The sequence below is a fragment of the Bradyrhizobium yuanmingense genome (genome assembly GCF_900094575.1).
Taxonomy (GTDB): Bacteria; Pseudomonadota; Alphaproteobacteria; order Rhizobiales; family Xanthobacteraceae; genus Bradyrhizobium; species Bradyrhizobium yuanmingense.
Window position 1 is genome coordinate 1 of record NZ_FMAE01000033.1, and the last position, 16,581, is coordinate 16,581.

Here is a 16,581-nt window from a genome sequence, read left to right on the forward strand (position 1 = left end):
CGCCCAGTCCTGGCACGCGAACGGTATGCTCCCGCCCATGCCGTCACCAATTTGCTTCAACAGCTCGCTAAATCGTTGACCGAGACGGGCATCCTTGAACGCTGTCTTGTCGATCTCACGCTCCGTCCAATGTTCGACGGCACTTTCATCACCATCACCATCATCCGGGCCGGCCGACCAACGACACGTCGTTCCGCTTGAACACATCAAGGCACCTCGCCGTCGCGATTCAGGTGCCCGACAATGAATCACAAGCGATTCATCCGATTCAAGAATTTTCGATTAGGACTATCGCAATCGAATCAAGCATTTGTGGGTAATTGAAAGCCGGTGAGGACCGCGGGATAGTCGCACGGCTCGGAGCCGATCAGGCAGGTGCCGACCTGGTCGGCCAGTGTCGACAGGCTCAATCGATGCCCTCCCGCGCATAGCGCTCGCTCTGCCGGTTCAAGGGCTGATGCTGGCCAAACTTCTCGAACAGGATCATGGCCAGGAGGTTAGGTCCGGCAAAGCCGCGCGGTGTCACGTGGAAGGGTGCCGGCGGCTGGGTGATCGTCTCGCAGTCCCGGCACGAGAACTTCTCGCGCACCGTCTGGATCACCTTCCACTGCCGGGGAATGACCTCCAGCGTCTCGGTTATATCTTCGCCCAGCTTCGACAGCTTCGATGAGCCGCAGCAGGGACAGCTCTGCGGCGCGGCGACCACGATCCGCTCGCGCGGCAGATGATCGGGGAACGGTTTGCGCACCGGGCGCTTGCGCTGGAACGACTTGACGGTCTGCGTGCGCGCCGCGGCCCTCTCAGCCGCCAGCTCGTCCTCGGTTGCGGTTGCTTCCAGCTCTTCAAGCTGAAGCTCCATCTGCTCCAAGAGCCGTGCCTTGCGCTCCGAGCGGCTGCCGTAAATCTGGCGACGCAGCTTCTCGATCTCGAGCTTGAGGTAGTTGATCAGTGCCTCGGCCGCCTTCGCATTGGCAGCTTCCGCTTTGGCACTCGCCGCAACCGCCTCCGCTTCCAGGCGCGCGGTGCGCTCCGCGAGGATCATCGCATGCGCGGCGGCAAGATCGGTGGGGAGCGATTCAGATGTGGTCACGATGGTGATGGAATCACATCCATCACGATCCGCAAGTTCAAAGCCTCATCCGACCGCTGTCGGCCGCCACGTCTCCTGTGGGTGCCTCCAGTCAATCCCGGACAAGAGGTAACCGAGTTGCGCCGACGAGATCGTCACCACACCCTCGGCCGGGCTCGGCCAGATGAAGCGACCCCGCTCCAGGCGTTTTGTGAACAGGCAGGCGCCCTGGCCGTCATGCCAGATCACCTTCAGCAGGTTGCCGCGACGACCACGGAAGCAAAACAGGTGGCCGCCCAGCGGATCGCGATGCAGGATCTCCTGAACCTGCAAGGCCAGCGACGGAAAGCCCTTCCGCATGTCGGTATAGCCGGTCGCGAGCCACACCCGCACGCCGGCCGGCAACGGGATCATCGTGGCCGTCCATCAGTCAGCGCCGCCACCACTGCGGTCAGCGTTGCCGCGTCCACCGCGCCCGTGATCCGCACCCGAGCCCCGGCCGCGAACTCGATCTCGATCGCGCCGTAGCTTCCGGAGGCCGCGATCAATGGTTGCCTGTCTGGCGCAAGCGAGACTGCTGCAAAACGGACTTCATCATCCTGCCGTTGCGTCGGCTCACGTCCGCAAGCGAGGACGCCCGTGCGCGCCTGCCGCCGCCAAACCGTGATCAGATTGCGATGGACGTCATGCCGTCGCGCAACCTCGACAACACTCGCTCCAGGTGCCAGACTCTCTTCCACGATCCGAAGCTTCTCGGCCGTGGTCCACCGTCGCCGCCGCTCCGGACCAGACAGAACAGTTACCGTCGTCACGTTTGCTCATTTGCTTGCAAATTAATGAGCAAATCATCTCATGCCCCACCGCAATCCGGGAAGGCGGCCCCGGCCGGAGGCTTACGCAAGGTCAAGCGCCGGAAGTAGTGCATGTCTAGGACAGTTCGCGAAGCTGGACTGGCAGGCCCAAGCAAGCATGGATCATTTGCGCCGGACCAAAACCACGCCGCACCCCACGTGCGCGTCAGTCGGCAATCTGCACGTTTTTCGCTATGGCGAGTAAGGTCTCGGCTTTGAGGCTGCCGGCCCGGAAAGCTGTCGTAGGCTCGTGGCTCAACAACGGTCGCCTACTGTGCAGATTAGGCTGCTTCGCCGGATCATGCATCCTGCTGTAAGACGGGCTCGGCTTGAAGACTGTTAACGGTCTTTTGAACGCTTCCGGAAATGCGCAGCATCTTCTCGACTGAAACAATCTGAACGGCAGGGGACACTGCTTCGGTGGCACTCCGAGGCAGCTCGCAATACTGAACTCGCTTGAGAAGCCGCGTTCTCGAGAGTGAACCAAATCAATGTCCATCGTTCATGGCAGCCGCTCGTCTTGTTAGTTCTTGTGCATGGTGGAATCTGCGCGAAGTTGATGGATGCTAGAGAGAGCAACGATGCGGGTATTCGAGACAACGCAAATTGGCCGGCCCGCTGGTGGGAAGTGCCTCGGAGATTCCAGGCCGAAACGCGACACGAACCCGGTGCAGACCGTCGCGCTCGATGCACCAGGTACTATCGCATCGAAACGTGAAGGCGCCAGCTTTGAAGTGACAGGGCTTCGTAGGTGCGAGCTCAAATGTTTGAGTATTTTCCTGAAAGCGCAGGTATGATCACCATCATTGGCTGGGAATTTCTTGTTCGAAGCCGCCCTCCATCTCAGCCAGCTTCCGGAACGTGCGGAGGTCGACACGTCCGCCTGAGGGAGTATCAATATAGTCTATGTCTACTCCCGATCTCTCAAGACACTCCGCCTTACACAGGGCTTCTCTTGCGCTTAAACTCTGAACCGAAAAATGCTTCCGGCTAAACCCCGTTCGGTGACACCTAATACTGTAGGGCACGGTTCCCCCTCCGTTGAGTTCGACAGTATAACCAACTTCCCGTAACAGTGCGACCGACCATTCTTGATAGGTCCGTGCGGGCGCGTTTGCGCGATCACCGAGGCTCTTGAGCTTCAAACCGACTTTCTGAAGCAGAACTGCGAGATCCTCTCCACAAAGTGCCAGACATCCGTCGAACTTCATCTGAAGTGAGTCAGAGCCAGTACGCTGGATGGCTACGGTTATCGTCTCAAAGTCTGTCGGACCGGCAGCAGAACGAGAAATGTTGCGATACGGTTGCGCTACGATCTAGGCAAGGGCGCAATTGTGCATCTGCCGAAGGAATATTCGCATCACTCCAATTGACTTCAGCGATTCCCTGCCTGCGAAGCACGTCGTAGTGAGGTGAAGAACGTGGAAGTCCTGCCGCACTGAGCCGAAAGCGGGAATGCTGTTCAAACTGCCACCTCATCCCTTTCGATCGGATCAAAGTGGCAAAGCGCCCCGTCGGGCCACTCCCGAACCGCTGCACCTAAGGACATAGGTATGTTGCCATCAGGCGATCCTTGTTGGCCTCCAGAGCGAATCTCGAAGGGGATTGATGCTGTGCGGCAAGGTCGGCGTGAAGGCGCTTACCGAAAGCGTCGCCCGCGCGTGTCATTTGCGACCCCTCGCATTGCAAGCCGGACCGGGGGGAAGCTTCCCGCATTGCGCAAGATGCTAACGTCGGCTGGTGGGCCAACCGCGCGGAGATCGGCACGAGGCAGATCGGCGGCGTGGGCGGCCCCTATCGCTTTTTTGAAAGCAGCTCGCGAAGGGCGGCGGCGTCGAGCATCTGCTCGGCCAGAAGCTTCTTCAGCTTCGCGCTCTCCTCTTCCAGCGCCTTCAGGCGCTTGGCCTCAGAGACATCCATGCCGCAGAATTTATCCTTCCAATTGTAGATCGTCGCTTCGGAGATCCCATGCTTGCGAGCCAGGTCAGCCGTTTCGCCCAAGCCTCATCCTCCTTTGATACCGCGATAATCTGCGCTTCCTGAACCTTACTCGCCTCATCTGTCCGTCCTTCTTCGGGCCGGACTCTAACTCCTTCTGGACGAAATACTTCGTGGCAGGTCACGTCCCAGACAAATCCGAAATCGCCACGTCAAAAAGAGGAAGCGGAGCACCTCTACGCGAGCTACTGAAACTGGCGGTTTTCTAGCATCTTGACTTGGGTTTATCTGGACAACAGCCAACGGAGACCCTCTATGTACATACCATCCCACTTTCGAGATGACGACCTCGAGAACATTCGAGCGACAATCCGTTGCGCCCGATTGGCCAACCTGATCACAGCGACATCAGATGGGCCACTTGCGACGCCTCTTCCGCTCTTCCTCGATGAGAGCGAAGGCAAACACGGCGCACTGTACGGGCACCTGGCGAAGGGCAATCCGCAATGGCGCACGGCCCCGACTGGAGAAGCTCTGGCGATCTTTAGTGGCGCAGAGGCTTATGTGACACCATCCTGGTATCCCCAGCGAGCGACAAGCTGAACACGTGGTGCCCACATGGAATTACATCGCGGTCCACGCCCATGAGCCGATTGAGTTCTTCAAGGATCCCAAACGCCTGCTTCAAATCGTGACGCGTCTGACAAATGTCCATGAGGCGTCGCGTGCGACGCCCTGGGCCGTCAGCGATGCTCCCGCGGATTTCATTGCCGTCCAGTTTCGTGAAATCGTCGGCGTACGCATCCCGATCACCATGGTCGAAGGCAAGCGCAAGATGAGTCAAAACCGCCCCGCGCCTGATCGCGTTGGTGTCGCCACCGGCCTAGCGGCGAGCAAACTGGCACGGGACCAGGAAGTTGCGGCTCTTATCGTGGTTCAGGACTAAGACGATAATGTGCATGACCATGGTCAACAGCGCCGATCGACATTACATCTGCAGCTCTCGCACGCTCCAGCGGCATTAGTAGAGATTAACTCGGGCATACAATTACCTCGCCAAATTTACTAACCGAACAGTCAGCCCGGGCTTACCGCGCTGTAGACACTTGTCCGTATTCTGACAGAGGCACAATCTCGTGTCAGGTCCAGTACAGCGCGCATATCGAAAGTCCATTAGGCATTGTGGCTTGCCAGCGCCGCCCGGCATGGCCATTGCTCAAACAAATCGATCCAAAAACAGAACCACAAAAGCAGCAATGCGCACGCTCTCCAAACCCCATCTCACCTCGGAAGAACGGTCCGCCCGTTCAGCTCGCTGACGCGCGTTGCACCCCTGCCAACTCTGTTCGGACATATCCACCGCGACCACTCCAGACATGTAGACCAGCAAATACCTAGTCTCGAACACATTAATATCGCACGATGGCGTTCCCTAGGTTCACGCATGAAATCCACCATTGTATTCGACTGGAATGGCACTCCTCGATGGCGGCAACGCGGTGTTGCAAATGCTATTTTGAGCCGCTTCAGCCGCGCGACCATCGACATGGAGAGGTTTCGAGAGGAGTTTGAGCTCCCTTTCTCCATTCTTTTCCGCAATCTTGATATGTCGAAAGATGAAATCGAGTTTGTGCATAGCAAGTAGCGCCATTTTTCACGACGCCTACGAATTCTTGGCGCGCAACGCTGCTTACGTAAATGGCCACGAAATGTCTTGCTCGCCGCTGATCAGAGAGCCGTTCAAACCTCATTGTCAGCAACCACATTGTTGAACCAATTCGGGCACAAGTGCAAAGACTTGAAATCGAGACTTACGTCAGTCTCATTTTGGCGCTTGAGAACCGCGCAATTCAGTTTAGGAGCATGAGCAAGCAAGAGCACCTGCGCTTGTATATGCAGGCCCATGATTTATCCCCAGAACGGACTGTCATCGTGGGCGATATGCCAGTTGAGACGGAAATTGCCCGCAATCTCGGTCTTATCTGCGCGCGGCAGGGCTCGACTACATGATTAAATGACCGTCATGAATTTTACTAATTCTACAGAAGCATTGCTTTTTTCAACGTAATTGAGTGATTACAAAAGCATAACTGAATATCTGCCAGGTTGGCGCGCTCCTGCTGTCCGCTTCGTCTTCACGGTTCGACATTCGAAGGGGAAGGTCGGCGATCGAGTTCTTTCGTCACTCGGTCCAACCATCGGCTCAGTTCGATGACTCGCGCCAAATACCACGATCCGTTCGGTGCCCATTGGCGGTACATGGTTGTCTTTCGCTTGGCACGATGCTTGCTGAAGATCATTCGCTCCGAGAGGCGAGAAAGAAACTGCAAGGGCTTACAAAAGGAACATGAGCACAACGGCTTTGATCGGTGGCGTCATTCCGAGCACCGATGTAGTGAAACGTGCAGCGCGCATCGGCGCCGAAATCAAAAATATCAAGCTATCAGGCGATCTACCGGATCACGCGATCGCTGCGATCAACAGCTTATTGCTCGAGCACAAGGTGATCTTCTTCCGCAATCAAGGACATCTCAATGACACCGAGCAGGAGCGCTTTGCCGCTCGTCTTGGAAAGTTAGTGCCGCATCCGATGCTCGGTGCCACCAAGGGGATGGCGTCGCTCCTCGAACTGGACTCCACTCGCGGCGGCGGTCGCGCCGACGTTTGGCATGCGGATGGGACCTTCGCCGACGCCTATCCCAAGATTTTGGTCCTGCGGGCCGTTGTGATGCCAAGGTTCGGAGGCGACACTGTGTGGTCGAACACAGCTGCCGCTTATCTTGGTCTGCCGCCGCCGCTACAACGGCTTGCCGAGGGCCTATGGGCCGTTCACAGTAACGTTTTCGATTACGCCGGGATCGCGCGTGTCCGCGAGGTCGACAAGAAGCACTTTGACGAGGTGTTCACCAGAACGGTTTTTGAGACCGAGCATCCCGTTGTACGCGTCCACCCCGAAACAGGCGAGCGGACGCTAGTGCTCGGCGCCTTGGTGAAGCACTTTGTTGGGGTGCCCAAATACGACGGACAAAAGCTGTTCGATCTGTTCCAATCTCACATCACCGCGCCCGAAAACACTGTGCGCTGGAACTGGTTAGAGGGCGATATTGCAATATGGGATAACCGCGCAACGCAGCATTACGCGGTCAACGATTACGGGGACCAACATCGCGTCGTACGTCGGGCCACGATCGAGGGTGACGTGCCTGTTAGCGTCGATGGTCGGAGCAGTGTAACGCGCTTCAAGGTGACCGAATAACTGCAGTCGACGCCCCGTGCCTCGCGTCTGAAAACCGAGAAAACCTCGTAATCGCAGTTGTATCGGGCAGACGCGCGAACACACCTTTCCGACAAGATCTCTCGGCTCTTAGCGCCAGGTCGGCAGCGCCTAGTTTGATGCATAGCAACTATAGTGCGTCAACCAACAGTTTTGAGAAACGTTGAGCATCACTGTCCTTCAGCGGCCGGTACGTGGCCTCCACGTTTCAGTTTAGAAAATCCTCGATGGTGGCCATAAAGCGTGCCAACATGGCGGCGATGAGCTTAGTCGGATCGACCACTTGACCACCTTGACGCGTAAGCGCTTCTGCATATGCAATGAGATCACGATGCACGGCCGCAGGCAGCTCCGTGCTCACCTTGACCGGCTTGTCGTCTGGAAGCTCTCCTATTTTGAGTTTTGGCATGTTGTCACCCTCTATAGGGAGTAAGTAAGAGGTCATGATTGACAAGAACACGAACCGGGAAGCCAGGTCGCACAGTCAGAATAGGCTGGATGCTGAGGCTGCGGCGACGACCTGCTGTCCGGTTTGATTCTCGCAATGCCTGGATGATTGCGCTGTCGTTGCTGTTGGTGTCCGAGCCGGCGCCCAGCTCAGTCCCGACCGCCAGAAACGTCGATAGTGCCGCAGCCTTGAATAGTTCACCCCAGTGATTCTCCACCTGATCTTCGAGGCCTGCATAGCCGGCGGTGTCAGCGCCAGGCTGCCGCTCGAGAACGATAGAACGACCATTCGGCATGATCAGCCGCGTCCAGACCAGCAGGACGCGGGACTGGCCGAAGGCGACTTGGCTATCGTAGATGCCGATCAGGCGCGCTCCCTGAGGCACAAGCAGAAAGCGGCCGGTCGGCGTGTCAAAAACGTTCTCGGTCACTTGCGCGTTATTTGGCCCGGCAGGTCCGATCGAATCCCGGTGATCAGCGCTCCCGGAATCACCGTTCCTGCCTGCACGATGTATGGTGAAGCCGGCTTGGTGACGCGGTCAGGGCTTACCGTGCGACGGTCCACAGAAGCGTTCGCGAAGGCAAGCTTGCGGTCCTGACCGTTTTGCGCAGATCCATCATCGCTGCTGCTCGTTGCGTTCGGCGGTACGACGCGTTCGTTTCCAACAGCCGCAGCAGCGGACGGACGCACTTCTCGCCCGTTGGTGGAAGCGAACAGATGACTGATGCGGGCTGCTTCGGTCTCTTGCTCCCGGCGCTGCTGGTCCGGATCACCACCAATCGTCGAGGGCTGGCCCTGGGCGGCAAGGATCGGTCGACCGAGGTCGCCCGGAAGCGGAGGACCAAGTTGCGGGACTGGCTGCCGAGGAGCGCCAGTATAGTCCTTTGGCAGAGTTGCAATGCCGTCCGCAACATTGTGATGATCAGTGCTATAAAGCTCATCAACCGACTGGTTTCGTGGTCGATTGTTCTGCAGCGACCACAGGATCGCGCCGCCGATAGCAAGCAGGGCAACCGCACTCCCTCCAGCCAGGACTTTTCGCGACAACCGTGTCACGCGCGGATGCTCTGCTCTCAAGCGGAAACTTTTGGAGTGGTCCTCTTGCGCCTCCGGTGAGCCACTTGCACCTGATCGTTTCCGTTCTGGGTAGTCATGAAGACGGCCTCCCGTCGGTCCTAACAATCCTGATCTTTTGTTGGCGTTCGCCGCCAAGCCGGAGTTCGGCGGCTGCAAAAAGCCGATCAACGATCAACATGTTGCCGTAAGCGCGATAGTTGACTAGTTCGGTCTTACGGTCCGGGCCGATGACAAAGAGCGGTGGCATCTCTCCCTGGACGATACCTCTAGGAATTTCGACATAGACCTTGCGGCCATCGTCATATACGGCGAGCGGCCGCCAGGCAGGACTGTCCCCTTCGATGGCATAGCGGGAGATACGCTGCGCCGGATTCGGAAGAACGGGTTTCAGAGCGGTTGAACGGGATCGTTCGCGCGCCGTTTCCGGATAGTACCAGGCAACAGAGGGCATGTATGGCCGCTCGCGGGAGCGGAGCTCAATCAGGTAGGTGCGGCGGTCCGTATTGACGACAAGATTGGTCTCGATCGATGCACGGGTTGGCTTGACCAGGATATGAACGCGTCGCGTGTCGCCGCTCCCGCTCTCGGTGTCGCCTACGACCCAGCGGACGGTATCTCCAGCCGCTATGGGCCCTGACCCCGTCAACTGCTCCCCCTCCTCGAGCGCGATATCCGTGATCTGCCCCGGTGCAGCGTAAATCTGATAGAGCGCTCCGGGACTGTAGGCGTAGATTTGGGCTGCGTTGAAATACCCTCGCTTGCGCGGCTCGACCCGGGCTGCGCTGTTTGCGGTCTCAACCCGGCTCACGGGTTCAGCGTCTTCCTTCCCTCCCGACTTGCCGCCGAGAGTCGGCTTCCAGAGGGGTGGAACGTGAAGCGGTCGCGATCTGTCGTCGAGAGCCACTGGCGTCGCCGGTAACGGTGGAACTTCAGCGTCATAGCTGATCTCCGGCGGAATGTATGTGGCGCAACCACTGAGCGCCGAGGAACCAAGCAGGAGAGCAAACAAAAGTGCTCGCCTCGCGATCGAGAATTTGGGCGGAGTCGGACTGATCCTGCTGTACGGGACAGGATGCTTCGAATGAACGTCGGACGGCGTCTTAGTCACTGACTCAACTCCTTCAGTTGATGGCGCGAACGAAGACGCCAAGAGGATTCTTGCGCAGACGTTCGGCATCGCGCGGCGTTTCGATCACGGTGGTGAGAATGGCCGTCCAGCGCTCGGTCGAACTCAACGAACGGTTGTCGTAGACACGCTCGCTCCACGCGACCCGAAAGCTTTCCGACGACGCGCGAATGACGCTCGAGACGTCGACAGAGATCTGTGCCTTGCCGACTTGGCAAAGGGGTCATTGTGGCGCGCATAGTCATTGAGGGCAGCGGCGCCGCGATCGGTTGTAAAGTCATAGGCCCGGAGCCAGTTTTGGCGCAGAACGATGCCGTCGGCCGGCAGGCTTCTGACATCCTCGATGAAGCGCGCCAGATGGTAAGCGATCTGGACATCTGTCGGTTGATAGTCGATGTTGGCCGGCGCCACCCTTTGGGCTTGGCCGAGATGATCGACTTCGACCACCCAAGGCGTGATCGATCCCTGGCTCGATTGCCAGACAAGGCTACCTGCGAGACCGGCTGCAAGCATCAGGCATCCGAACGCCATTAGGCGCCAGTTCTTGGCCTGCACGCGCCCCGACCGACCGGCACGCCGGAACCCAAGCCATGTCAATGGCTTGAGGTTTGACCGGCGAGCCCCTTTTATCTCGCCGTCCTGCCGTCGTGGTCTCCCGGTCGCCGGTTCCCGAAAGAGCCCCCACTGCTTCCGAGCGCTTGCGATAGCGATCGTTACCCGAAGGGCCGAGACACCCGAAGGGTGACTCGGTGAGGAGCGAAGCGATGAGTAGAGCGCGGGCCGAAGGCATCGCCCGTACTCCCTCAGCTTGCGAACCCGCACACCTGGTCATTGCGATGCTCCCGAATCCGATCGAGGGACGAACACGCCAACAGGCCGAGGGACCATGGGCGAAACATCGGGCGCCGAAATTGCGGTCGTGACACCGGGCATGAGCGCCGGCAACCGATAGCGCGACTTCATGAGATCGGATCGTGTGACGAACAACGTCGCAGCTGCTGATGACTGTCCGCTGGACGTCCATCTCGGCGGCAGTTCGATGGCAAGCAGATTTGCAAGCTTTGCGACGTATGCTCGCGTCTCTTCTGGCAAGGAGCTACCAGCGAGATGCTCTTCATAGCGAGCTGGTCCCGCGTTGTACGCGGCAAACACGCCAGGCGAGCCATACCGATCGAGCAGTTCGCGCAAGTACGCCGTGCCGGCCAGAATGTTGTCATGCGGATCGTAGGGGTCGTTCCCGAGATTGTAGCGCTCGCGAAGTTCCGCCCAAGTCGCCGGCATGATCTGCATCAGGCCTATTGCGGCTTTGGGCGACTTGGCGTGGACGTCTCCAGCGCTTTCGATGTTGATGACCGAACCGATCCAGTTCATCGTTGCAAAGCGCTTCGAGGCTTCGTCGACGAAAGCGGAAAACGGTTTGCCTACCCGAGCAACCGCCTGAACCGACGCCGACCCGCTCTCGGCTAGAGCAGCACCATCCGACGCGGCGAAGTTAAGCAGCAGCGACACTACAGCCCAAACACGCACGCCAGACCGAGCCAAGCATGCCGTCGTGCTCGCGCCCGTCCAAGGTAAAGCCTCTTCGCGCCGGCCATACGGCCGCCCTGGACTGCCGCTGCGCGCGTCGAACCTGCAAGCGTTGGTCGGGACGGAGGAATGGTGCCGCACTCGGTCGAACAGAGGAATGGCAGATCGGACTCTCAACACGCGCACGATCAGTCCTCCCAAGTCCACACAGGGAACGCTCGGCCAATCACGGCCGATGTCGGCAAGAACCCGAAATAGCGGCCATCCAGCGAGTTGGCGGACTGCCAGTTCATGACGAAGAATTCGCCCTCGCCGACGACGCGGCAGCCTTGCCATTTCGGCAATGGCCGCCCGCGTCCGTCGCGATCCCTCGCCTCGCCCATTGCAATCTCGTCGACCGAAACCGTGAGGCCGGTTCTGCAAACAATCTGCCCCGGAAGAGCGAGCACGCGCTTCAGCATCGGGACGCCAATGGGCAAATAGCCGTTAAGGTCGAGGAAGGTCGCGAGCGGCTCCGGCGGCTGCACGGCGACCAATTCAGTGACTTGGAATTGGTCCGCCGTTCGGAGGCGGTAGAGACCGATCGGCACGCTCGCGGATGCATTCCAGATGTAAAGCGGAAGCGGCTCCAGGATGATCGTCGCGACGAGCGCAGCAACAACCCCAATCGTCATGGCCAGCATCGTTAGGCGGCCCGTCATCGCATCACCTTTTGGCGATGAAGCCAGGCCTGATGGCGCGCTTTCGTATACGGGCGTGGGTTTTCGTTGACGGACAGGCGGTTATGAACGTGATGCCAATGATCAGGCGCGACATCAGCTGGATCGATGCCGAGTGCCTCAACGGCATCGATAATATGCAGCACGCGCTCGACCTTCGGCCAGCCGGATAGACGCAGCAGAATCTCACCGCCGGGCGTCACATAAGGGACCGTCGAGCAGCGCTGTCCCGGTGCGACTGCGCGCAAGATGTCGATGCGTGAAATAATCGTCCCAAAGTCGTTCGAGGTCCAACGGACGAAGGCAAAGATGCTGCCGGGTGCAAATGACAGGACAGGCCGATAGCGATCAAGCTTCTGGCGTAAAGATGTCCACATTCGACCCCGGCGCCCTGATCGTCACGATCAGCGCATAGCGCGCAGTGCTGTCGAACCGCTCCAAGTAGGGCTTTTCCTTCCACCAGCCACCGACCGGAAAGACGCCAATGGCATCACGTTCCGCAAGGTCAGCTGCGCTTCCGGACCAAAAATCGGAATGCACCGATCCATTGTCGCGAAACGTGCCGAGGAGCCAATCCTCGCCACCGCCGGGAGGCGCCCCCTCCTCCTCGTCCCGTGCCGCCTGATTGATGCGGGCTCTGAACTCGTCGACAGTCTCCGTCGCGGACTTCGCACGGAAGCGAAGACCGTGTGAAGCGTACCGATGTCGCCTCGTCCACCCACGCTCTCCAGGATTGGGGTCGATGAAGTAGGACAGAGTCGCTCGTAGCTCAACCTGCGCGTCACCAAGCGCGGCCAGCTGCTCCTTCGGCCACGGCAGGCGATGGAGCTTCATGTCGCGGGTCTTGGCAGTAGCGCTCCCCTCCCGCTGAAACGGTTGGAGTTGATCTTCGACGATGAGCGTCAGATCGTTCACCGTCGAGAGGAGCGCCCGCCCAATATCGGGGACTCCGTAGCCATAGCGTCGTACCAGTGCCTGTATTTGCCCCTTCGCGCCGTTGCATGCGTCGATACGGGCGCGCATCTGCGGGGTCCACTCGGCGGAGTGCACGATCAAGGCGCGGACCGTTTCCGGCCATATGTGACGCGAGTTGCGCCGTAGTGAGCGTGTGGCTTTTCAGAGCCACCCGTCGCGCCTAGGTTGGTCGCTGTCGCGCCGAAGTAACTGGAAGTCAGGCGGCTCGCAGCCGAGCCTCCCATATTGTCGAGACCGGCAATCACGCGGCCCCGCAGATCCGGCACGTTGAAGGTAGTCGAGCCGTTGCCAGCGCCGAAGGTCGTACTCACTAGCGAGAAGTAGCTCGCGTAGGTCGTGCGGCTGATGGCCTGGCCATAAGGCAGCACGAACGAGCTGTTAGGTGCCGATGTGCCTGTGTAAGGCAGGACGCCGCCAACCGGGATGCTGTACGGATTGCCAAAGAAGCCGCGCAGGTAAAATGCAGCGTCACTGGAGTTGTAGACGCACACGTATGGCGTCCCCTGGACAAGATGCCCCGCGACAAGCTCAGTGCTCGGCGCCGAGCGAAGCGGTTTCGCGCCAAGACCATCAACGTTCAACGTGGTCGCGCCGCCGTTCGTCACATGCGGCGTGAACGCAATCATTTGGTTGGAGAGCCGGGAGAAGCTGTCAAAGCTTTGGTAGCTCGTCACGGTGAGGGCCGTGGACGTGCCACCGGTAGCAATCGCTCCTGAAATATCGTCGCGCCACTTGGCAACTGAGGCCATTTCGGCCCGCGCGCTGTCATTGACGCTGCTGGGCGCCATTCCTTCCGCCCACCCAACGGCGGGATCAAAGGTCGCGTTGTTCGCCGCCGTCTGCGACCACCAAGCAACGCCGCTCGTCAGGCGTGCTCCTGACACTTGGCGATAACGGGATAAGTCCGCACCACGATGCCACGCGCTGAGTCCAAGCGAAGGGGCAGGGGCTTCAACCGCCAGTGCTTGGCGCGGTCGAAAGGCTCGGTGTCCTCGTTCTCGATCGGCAGCCACTCGCCGCCATCAGGATCTTTTGCCGGCTTGAAGCTGGTCGAGACGAGCTCACCGTCCCGAACCAGGCAATATTGCTGCTCGCCCATGGGAGAGCCGCCTTCTGCCTGAAGGCGGTCGACCAACGCTTGTCTGATGTAGTCTGATTTTGATTGGCAACGTTGGCTCGCCGCCCTATCGATCGCCTTTGACAGGTTCGAAGGGGCACGAAATTGTATCAGTTGCTCGAATGTGGCGGAGTCGTCCATCGTTCGTCCTCATGCAGATTGCATGAGACTGTCAGTACGAGGGTTGACCGATCTCTACCATGTCAACGCTGCTGATCTTGCGGACTTTGCCGCTTCTGCGACGTCCTCGCGCGCGTAGTGGTCGCAAAAGGTCAAGAGAGGCGATCTGTCCCTTTGGTTACCTCACTCACAATTGGTAAGTTAGCGTCAATCGGCGTCTCACAGGCACCCTACCCGAACCGCTGGGCTCTCACGCGGCGTCCCTAGAAGAGCGCGTATGCGTGCTGCGATGCCACGCGCCTCGTCCGGCGCCAAGTTGGGTTTCACACAATTGAGTATGTCTATCATCGCCTGAGCCTCAGCGGCATTCGATGTCGCAACTTCGCGATCTATTAAGCTCAGAGACTGATCGGCCGCGCGGGCCTGATTGGCTGCAAGCACCTCAAGCGCTTGCGACCGTAGTGCTGTGATATGCCGCTCGAATACGTGCACTGTTCGTCCCTATAGTGGAAGTTAGCGGGCACGTGACTCGGCGCCCAGAGAGAAGCGCTGTCCCTACCACGCGCCGCTAACTTCACCAGGGGCGGCTCCAAGCGGCGGCAAAAAGCAGCTGGAGTGTGTATCTTTCGGCCAACGCCACAGGGCAACTACCAAGACGGGTAGCGGTGTGACCTTTGGCGATCAGCCTCAGATCGCAGGCAGTGCGGGCGCGACTCCGCGCCGTTCGGTTGCGCTGGAGCGGACGCTGTACCTAATAAGACGGGGATTGGGCCCGTGATTCAGAAGCGGTACGGACGCGAGTGGGAACCTTGCCGGCCAGGGGGGCTGAACCGAAGACAAGGCACCTGTCGCACCCGCACCGCCCATGAGGTTGATCAGAAAATGACTCGCCACCGACCGTTCTGGTTATATGGTGCTGTCCCTGCCAAGTCCCGTTAACCACAAATGCTCTCTAGTGCGGGACAGCTTACCGAAAGCTGACGAGGCTGCGCGGCAGTCCCAAAACGAACAGCGGCCCTTGAGGGCCGTTGCAAGCATTGCCTGCGACCATAGTGCGCGCTCGTGCCCGCTGAATTTGGCCGCGCATCATGCCCGATACCGCGATCAGGATTCATCCGCTCTTCCAAGGCAGAGTAACTAGAACCGAGGGGTAACTTTGACGTGGAACGAATGTGAAACAGCCGCGCCGTCGATGAAGCGCCCATCCGCCTGATTCGAAGCAAAATCCCCCCCATTTTTTGGGGGTTGCCTTTGCGTGTCGACCTCGCTGAATCTGCACCAACGGCGCGAGCTAGGAATCGCAGCTTCCATTCACAGTAACAAAGGAAACCTGGTTTGATCCCTATTGAGGAGTCCCTTATTCGAGCGACAACGTTGCTTGACGATCCAACAAGTACCGAGCAACGGGCTGAAATCATCGCCCACCTGGATACTGTTATAGACTATGCTCGCGACGAGACCGAGGAGCGCCTAGCGCGTAGTTTCAAGACGATGGCCCTGAACCACCTCGACTGTATCGGTCGAGATACGTCAACCATTGTTGAGGAAGCGATGGAGCTGGCGCTGATCGCTATGGAGAAATTGACCATAGCTGTGGTCGAGCGCAATCGGCGCGAACACGACCTGAGGATTCTCATGCAGGAATTTGCAATTGGGCAATACGTGCAACTTAAGGCGGGTGGCCCCGCGATGCAGGTCATCGCGATTAAGGCCGACAAAATCATCTGCGAGACGCTGGACGAGAAGCGGAGCCGCCGGACTTTCGCTGCGAGCGATCTTGTCATCGCCAGGCGTTCAGCGATTAGAGGCGGTTCGTTGCGGCGCTCCTGAGGCGCGGGCTGTCGGGTCCATCACATCCCAACACGTTACCTCGGAGCGTCTGGCGAGCTAATCTGGGTGGTGCCTTCATCGAGGTTCAGCATGTATGCATAGCCGACGGCGCCGATAAGAGACGCTTTGCCACTGGGCCAATGGCATCTGCCGTTCGCTAACTCTACTGCTGCTATGGCTGGCGAGACGTCCTAGGGTCTGTACCTAATTAGCGAACTCTGATTCCCTGGCAGCGGGTTGATTCCACGCGGGGGACTTCGATGCGCAAAGGACTGTTCTGGCTCAACGACAAGCAATGGGCTCTGATAGAGCCGCATCTGCCAACGAACCAGACCGGACCGGTGCGCGATGACGATCGACGCGTCATCAGCGGTATCATTCACATGCTTCAGTGCGGCGCACGCTGGCGCGATTGCCCGCCCGACTATGGTCCGTACACGACGATCTACAATCGTTTCAATCGCTGGGCCAAGCGCGGACATTGGCGGGCGATCTTTGAAGCGCTCGCCC

At 59.0% G+C, this 16,581-nt stretch carries 15 protein-coding genes and 5 pseudogenes; 5 read left to right on the top strand and 15 right to left on the bottom strand.

Annotated features, from left to right (window positions below; translation table 11 throughout):
• From GA0061099_RS36815 to GA0061099_RS36835, 5 genes and pseudogenes are all read right to left on the bottom strand, one after another.
• The coding region (locus GA0061099_RS36815; protein WP_245311238.1) for a transposase at positions 1 to 207 on the bottom strand (207 nt) is incomplete at its 3' end.
• Between the two features lie 146 nt (positions 208 to 353).
• Positions 354 to 1,042, bottom strand: a pseudogene (locus tag GA0061099_RS36820) (transposase domain-containing protein); the annotation flags it as partial.
• A gap of 93 nt (positions 1,043 to 1,135) precedes the next feature.
• The gene (tnpB, locus tag GA0061099_RS36825) at positions 1,136 to 1,483 is read right to left on the bottom strand and encodes an IS66 family insertion sequence element accessory protein TnpB (RefSeq protein WP_036031094.1); all 348 of its coding nucleotides are present in this window, start codon (positions 1,481 to 1,483) and stop codon (positions 1,136 to 1,138) included.
• Positions 1,480 to 1,881, bottom strand: a complete 402-nt coding sequence (gene tnpA, locus GA0061099_RS36830; RefSeq protein WP_036031090.1) for an IS66-like element accessory protein TnpA — start codon at positions 1,879 to 1,881, stop codon at positions 1,480 to 1,482. The genes tnpB and tnpA overlap by 4 nt, the downstream gene beginning before the upstream one ends.
• Positions 1,882 to 3,720: 1,839 nt before the next feature.
• Positions 3,721 to 3,979 (bottom strand): annotated as a pseudogene (locus tag GA0061099_RS36835) (transposase); the annotation flags it as partial.
• Between the two features lie 194 nt (positions 3,980 to 4,173).
• Here GA0061099_RS36835 and GA0061099_RS36840 point away from each other — a divergent pair.
• The 3 genes and pseudogenes from GA0061099_RS36840 (at position 4,174) to GA0061099_RS36850 (ending at position 7,114) form a co-directional block, all read left to right on the top strand.
• Positions 4,174 to 4,804, top strand: a pseudogene (locus GA0061099_RS36840) (FMN-binding negative transcriptional regulator).
• A 498-nt stretch (positions 4,805 to 5,302) separates the two neighbouring features.
• Positions 5,303 to 5,503 carry a hypothetical protein gene (locus tag GA0061099_RS42470; protein WP_225114360.1) on the top strand — a complete coding sequence of 67 codons (201 nt, stop codon included), beginning with the start codon at positions 5,303 to 5,305 and terminating at the stop codon, positions 5,501 to 5,503.
• A gap of 702 nt (positions 5,504 to 6,205) precedes the next feature.
• On the top strand, positions 6,206 to 7,114 hold the full coding sequence (locus GA0061099_RS36850; protein WP_074448518.1) for a TauD/TfdA dioxygenase family protein: 909 nt from the start codon (positions 6,206 to 6,208) through the stop codon (positions 7,112 to 7,114).
• Between the two features lie 226 nt (positions 7,115 to 7,340).
• On the opposite strand, the gene GA0061099_RS36855 is transcribed toward GA0061099_RS36850, so the two are convergent.
• The 10 genes and pseudogenes from GA0061099_RS36855 to GA0061099_RS36900 form a co-directional block, all read right to left on the bottom strand.
• Positions 7,341 to 7,541 carry a DUF2274 domain-containing protein gene (locus tag GA0061099_RS36855; RefSeq protein ID WP_036031077.1) on the bottom strand — a complete coding sequence of 67 codons (201 nt, stop codon included), beginning with the start codon at positions 7,539 to 7,541 and terminating at the stop codon, positions 7,341 to 7,343.
• A 4-nt stretch (positions 7,542 to 7,545) separates the two neighbouring features.
• A pseudogene (locus GA0061099_RS36860) lies at positions 7,546 to 8,734 on the bottom strand (TraB/TrbI/VirB10 family type IV secretion system protein).
• Positions 8,731 to 9,765: a P-type conjugative transfer protein TrbG gene (trbG, locus tag GA0061099_RS36865; protein WP_036031074.1), complete on the bottom strand. Its 1,035-nt coding sequence runs from the start codon at positions 9,763 to 9,765 to the stop codon at positions 8,731 to 8,733. Before trbG ends, GA0061099_RS36860 begins: the two are co-directional and overlap by 4 nt.
• Positions 9,766 to 9,778: 13 nt before the next feature.
• A pseudogene (gene trbF, locus GA0061099_RS36870) lies at positions 9,779 to 10,347 on the bottom strand (conjugal transfer protein TrbF); the annotation flags it as partial.
• Positions 10,348 to 10,611: 264 nt separating this feature from the next.
• A complete protein-coding gene (locus GA0061099_RS36875) occupies positions 10,612 to 11,292 on the bottom strand; it encodes a lytic transglycosylase domain-containing protein (RefSeq protein ID WP_245311240.1) in 681 nt (226 codons plus the stop codon).
• 206 nt (positions 11,293 to 11,498) lie between these two features.
• Positions 11,499 to 12,011 (bottom strand): S26 family signal peptidase, encoded by a 513-nt coding sequence (locus tag GA0061099_RS36880; RefSeq protein WP_083235174.1) that lies wholly within the window; start codon positions 12,009 to 12,011, stop codon positions 11,499 to 11,501.
• Positions 12,008 to 12,406: a DUF2840 domain-containing protein gene (locus GA0061099_RS36885; RefSeq protein WP_085972432.1), complete on the bottom strand. Its 399-nt coding sequence runs from the start codon at positions 12,404 to 12,406 to the stop codon at positions 12,008 to 12,010. Before GA0061099_RS36885 ends, GA0061099_RS36880 begins: the two co-directional genes overlap by 4 nt.
• Positions 12,378 to 13,052, bottom strand: coding sequence for a hypothetical protein (locus GA0061099_RS36890; protein ID WP_478209848.1), 675 nt, complete (start codon positions 13,050 to 13,052; stop codon positions 12,378 to 12,380). Before GA0061099_RS36890 ends, GA0061099_RS36885 begins: the two co-directional genes overlap by 29 nt.
• A 29-nt stretch (positions 13,053 to 13,081) precedes the next feature.
• Entirely contained in the window at positions 13,082 to 13,792 is a 711-nt protein-coding gene (locus GA0061099_RS36895) for a phage tail protein (RefSeq protein WP_050996240.1), read from the bottom strand.
• A gap of 77 nt (positions 13,793 to 13,869) precedes the next feature.
• Positions 13,870 to 14,262 (bottom strand): hypothetical protein, encoded by a 393-nt coding sequence (locus tag GA0061099_RS36900; protein ID WP_036031063.1) that lies wholly within the window; start codon positions 14,260 to 14,262, stop codon positions 13,870 to 13,872.
• Positions 14,263 to 15,615: 1,353 nt separating this feature from the next.
• Here GA0061099_RS36900 and GA0061099_RS36910 point away from each other — a divergent pair.
• The gene (locus GA0061099_RS36910) at positions 15,616 to 16,071 is read left to right on the top strand and encodes a YodC family protein (RefSeq protein ID WP_141697777.1); all 456 of its coding nucleotides are present in this window, start codon (positions 15,616 to 15,618) and stop codon (positions 16,069 to 16,071) included.
• A gap of 260 nt (positions 16,072 to 16,331) precedes the next feature.
• Positions 16,332 to 16,581 (top strand): transposase (locus GA0061099_RS36915; protein WP_141697735.1); only part of this gene is annotated, 250 nt, incomplete at its 3' end.

Excerpts from the sequence above, each read along its gene's own strand:
- tnpB (WP_036031094.1), bottom strand. The coding sequence starts at position 1,483 with ATGATCCCGTTGCCGGCCGGCGTGCGGGTGTGGCTCGCGACCGGCTAT.
- GA0061099_RS42470 (WP_225114360.1), top strand. The coding sequence starts at position 5,303 with ATGAAATCCACCATTGTATTCGACTGGAATGGCACTCCTCGATGGCGG.
- GA0061099_RS36850 (WP_074448518.1), top strand. The coding sequence starts at position 6,206 with ATGAGCACAACGGCTTTGATCGGTGGCGTCATTCCGAGCACCGATGTA.
- GA0061099_RS36855 (WP_036031077.1), bottom strand. The coding sequence starts at position 7,541 with ATGCCAAAACTCAAAATAGGAGAGCTTCCAGACGACAAGCCGGTCAAG.
- GA0061099_RS36880 (WP_083235174.1), bottom strand. The coding sequence starts at position 12,011 with ATGACGGGCCGCCTAACGATGCTGGCCATGACGATTGGGGTTGTTGCT.
- GA0061099_RS36885 (WP_085972432.1), bottom strand. The coding sequence starts at position 12,406 with ATGTGGACATCTTTACGCCAGAAGCTTGATCGCTATCGGCCTGTCCTG.
- GA0061099_RS36890 (WP_478209848.1), bottom strand. The coding sequence starts at position 13,052 with ATGCGCGCCCGTATCGACGCATGCAACGGCGCGAAGGGGCAAATACAG.
- GA0061099_RS36895 (WP_050996240.1), bottom strand. The coding sequence starts at position 13,792 with ATGGCGCCCAGCAGCGTCAATGACAGCGCGCGGGCCGAAATGGCCTCA.
- GA0061099_RS36900 (WP_036031063.1), bottom strand. The coding sequence starts at position 14,262 with ATGGACGACTCCGCCACATTCGAGCAACTGATACAATTTCGTGCCCCT.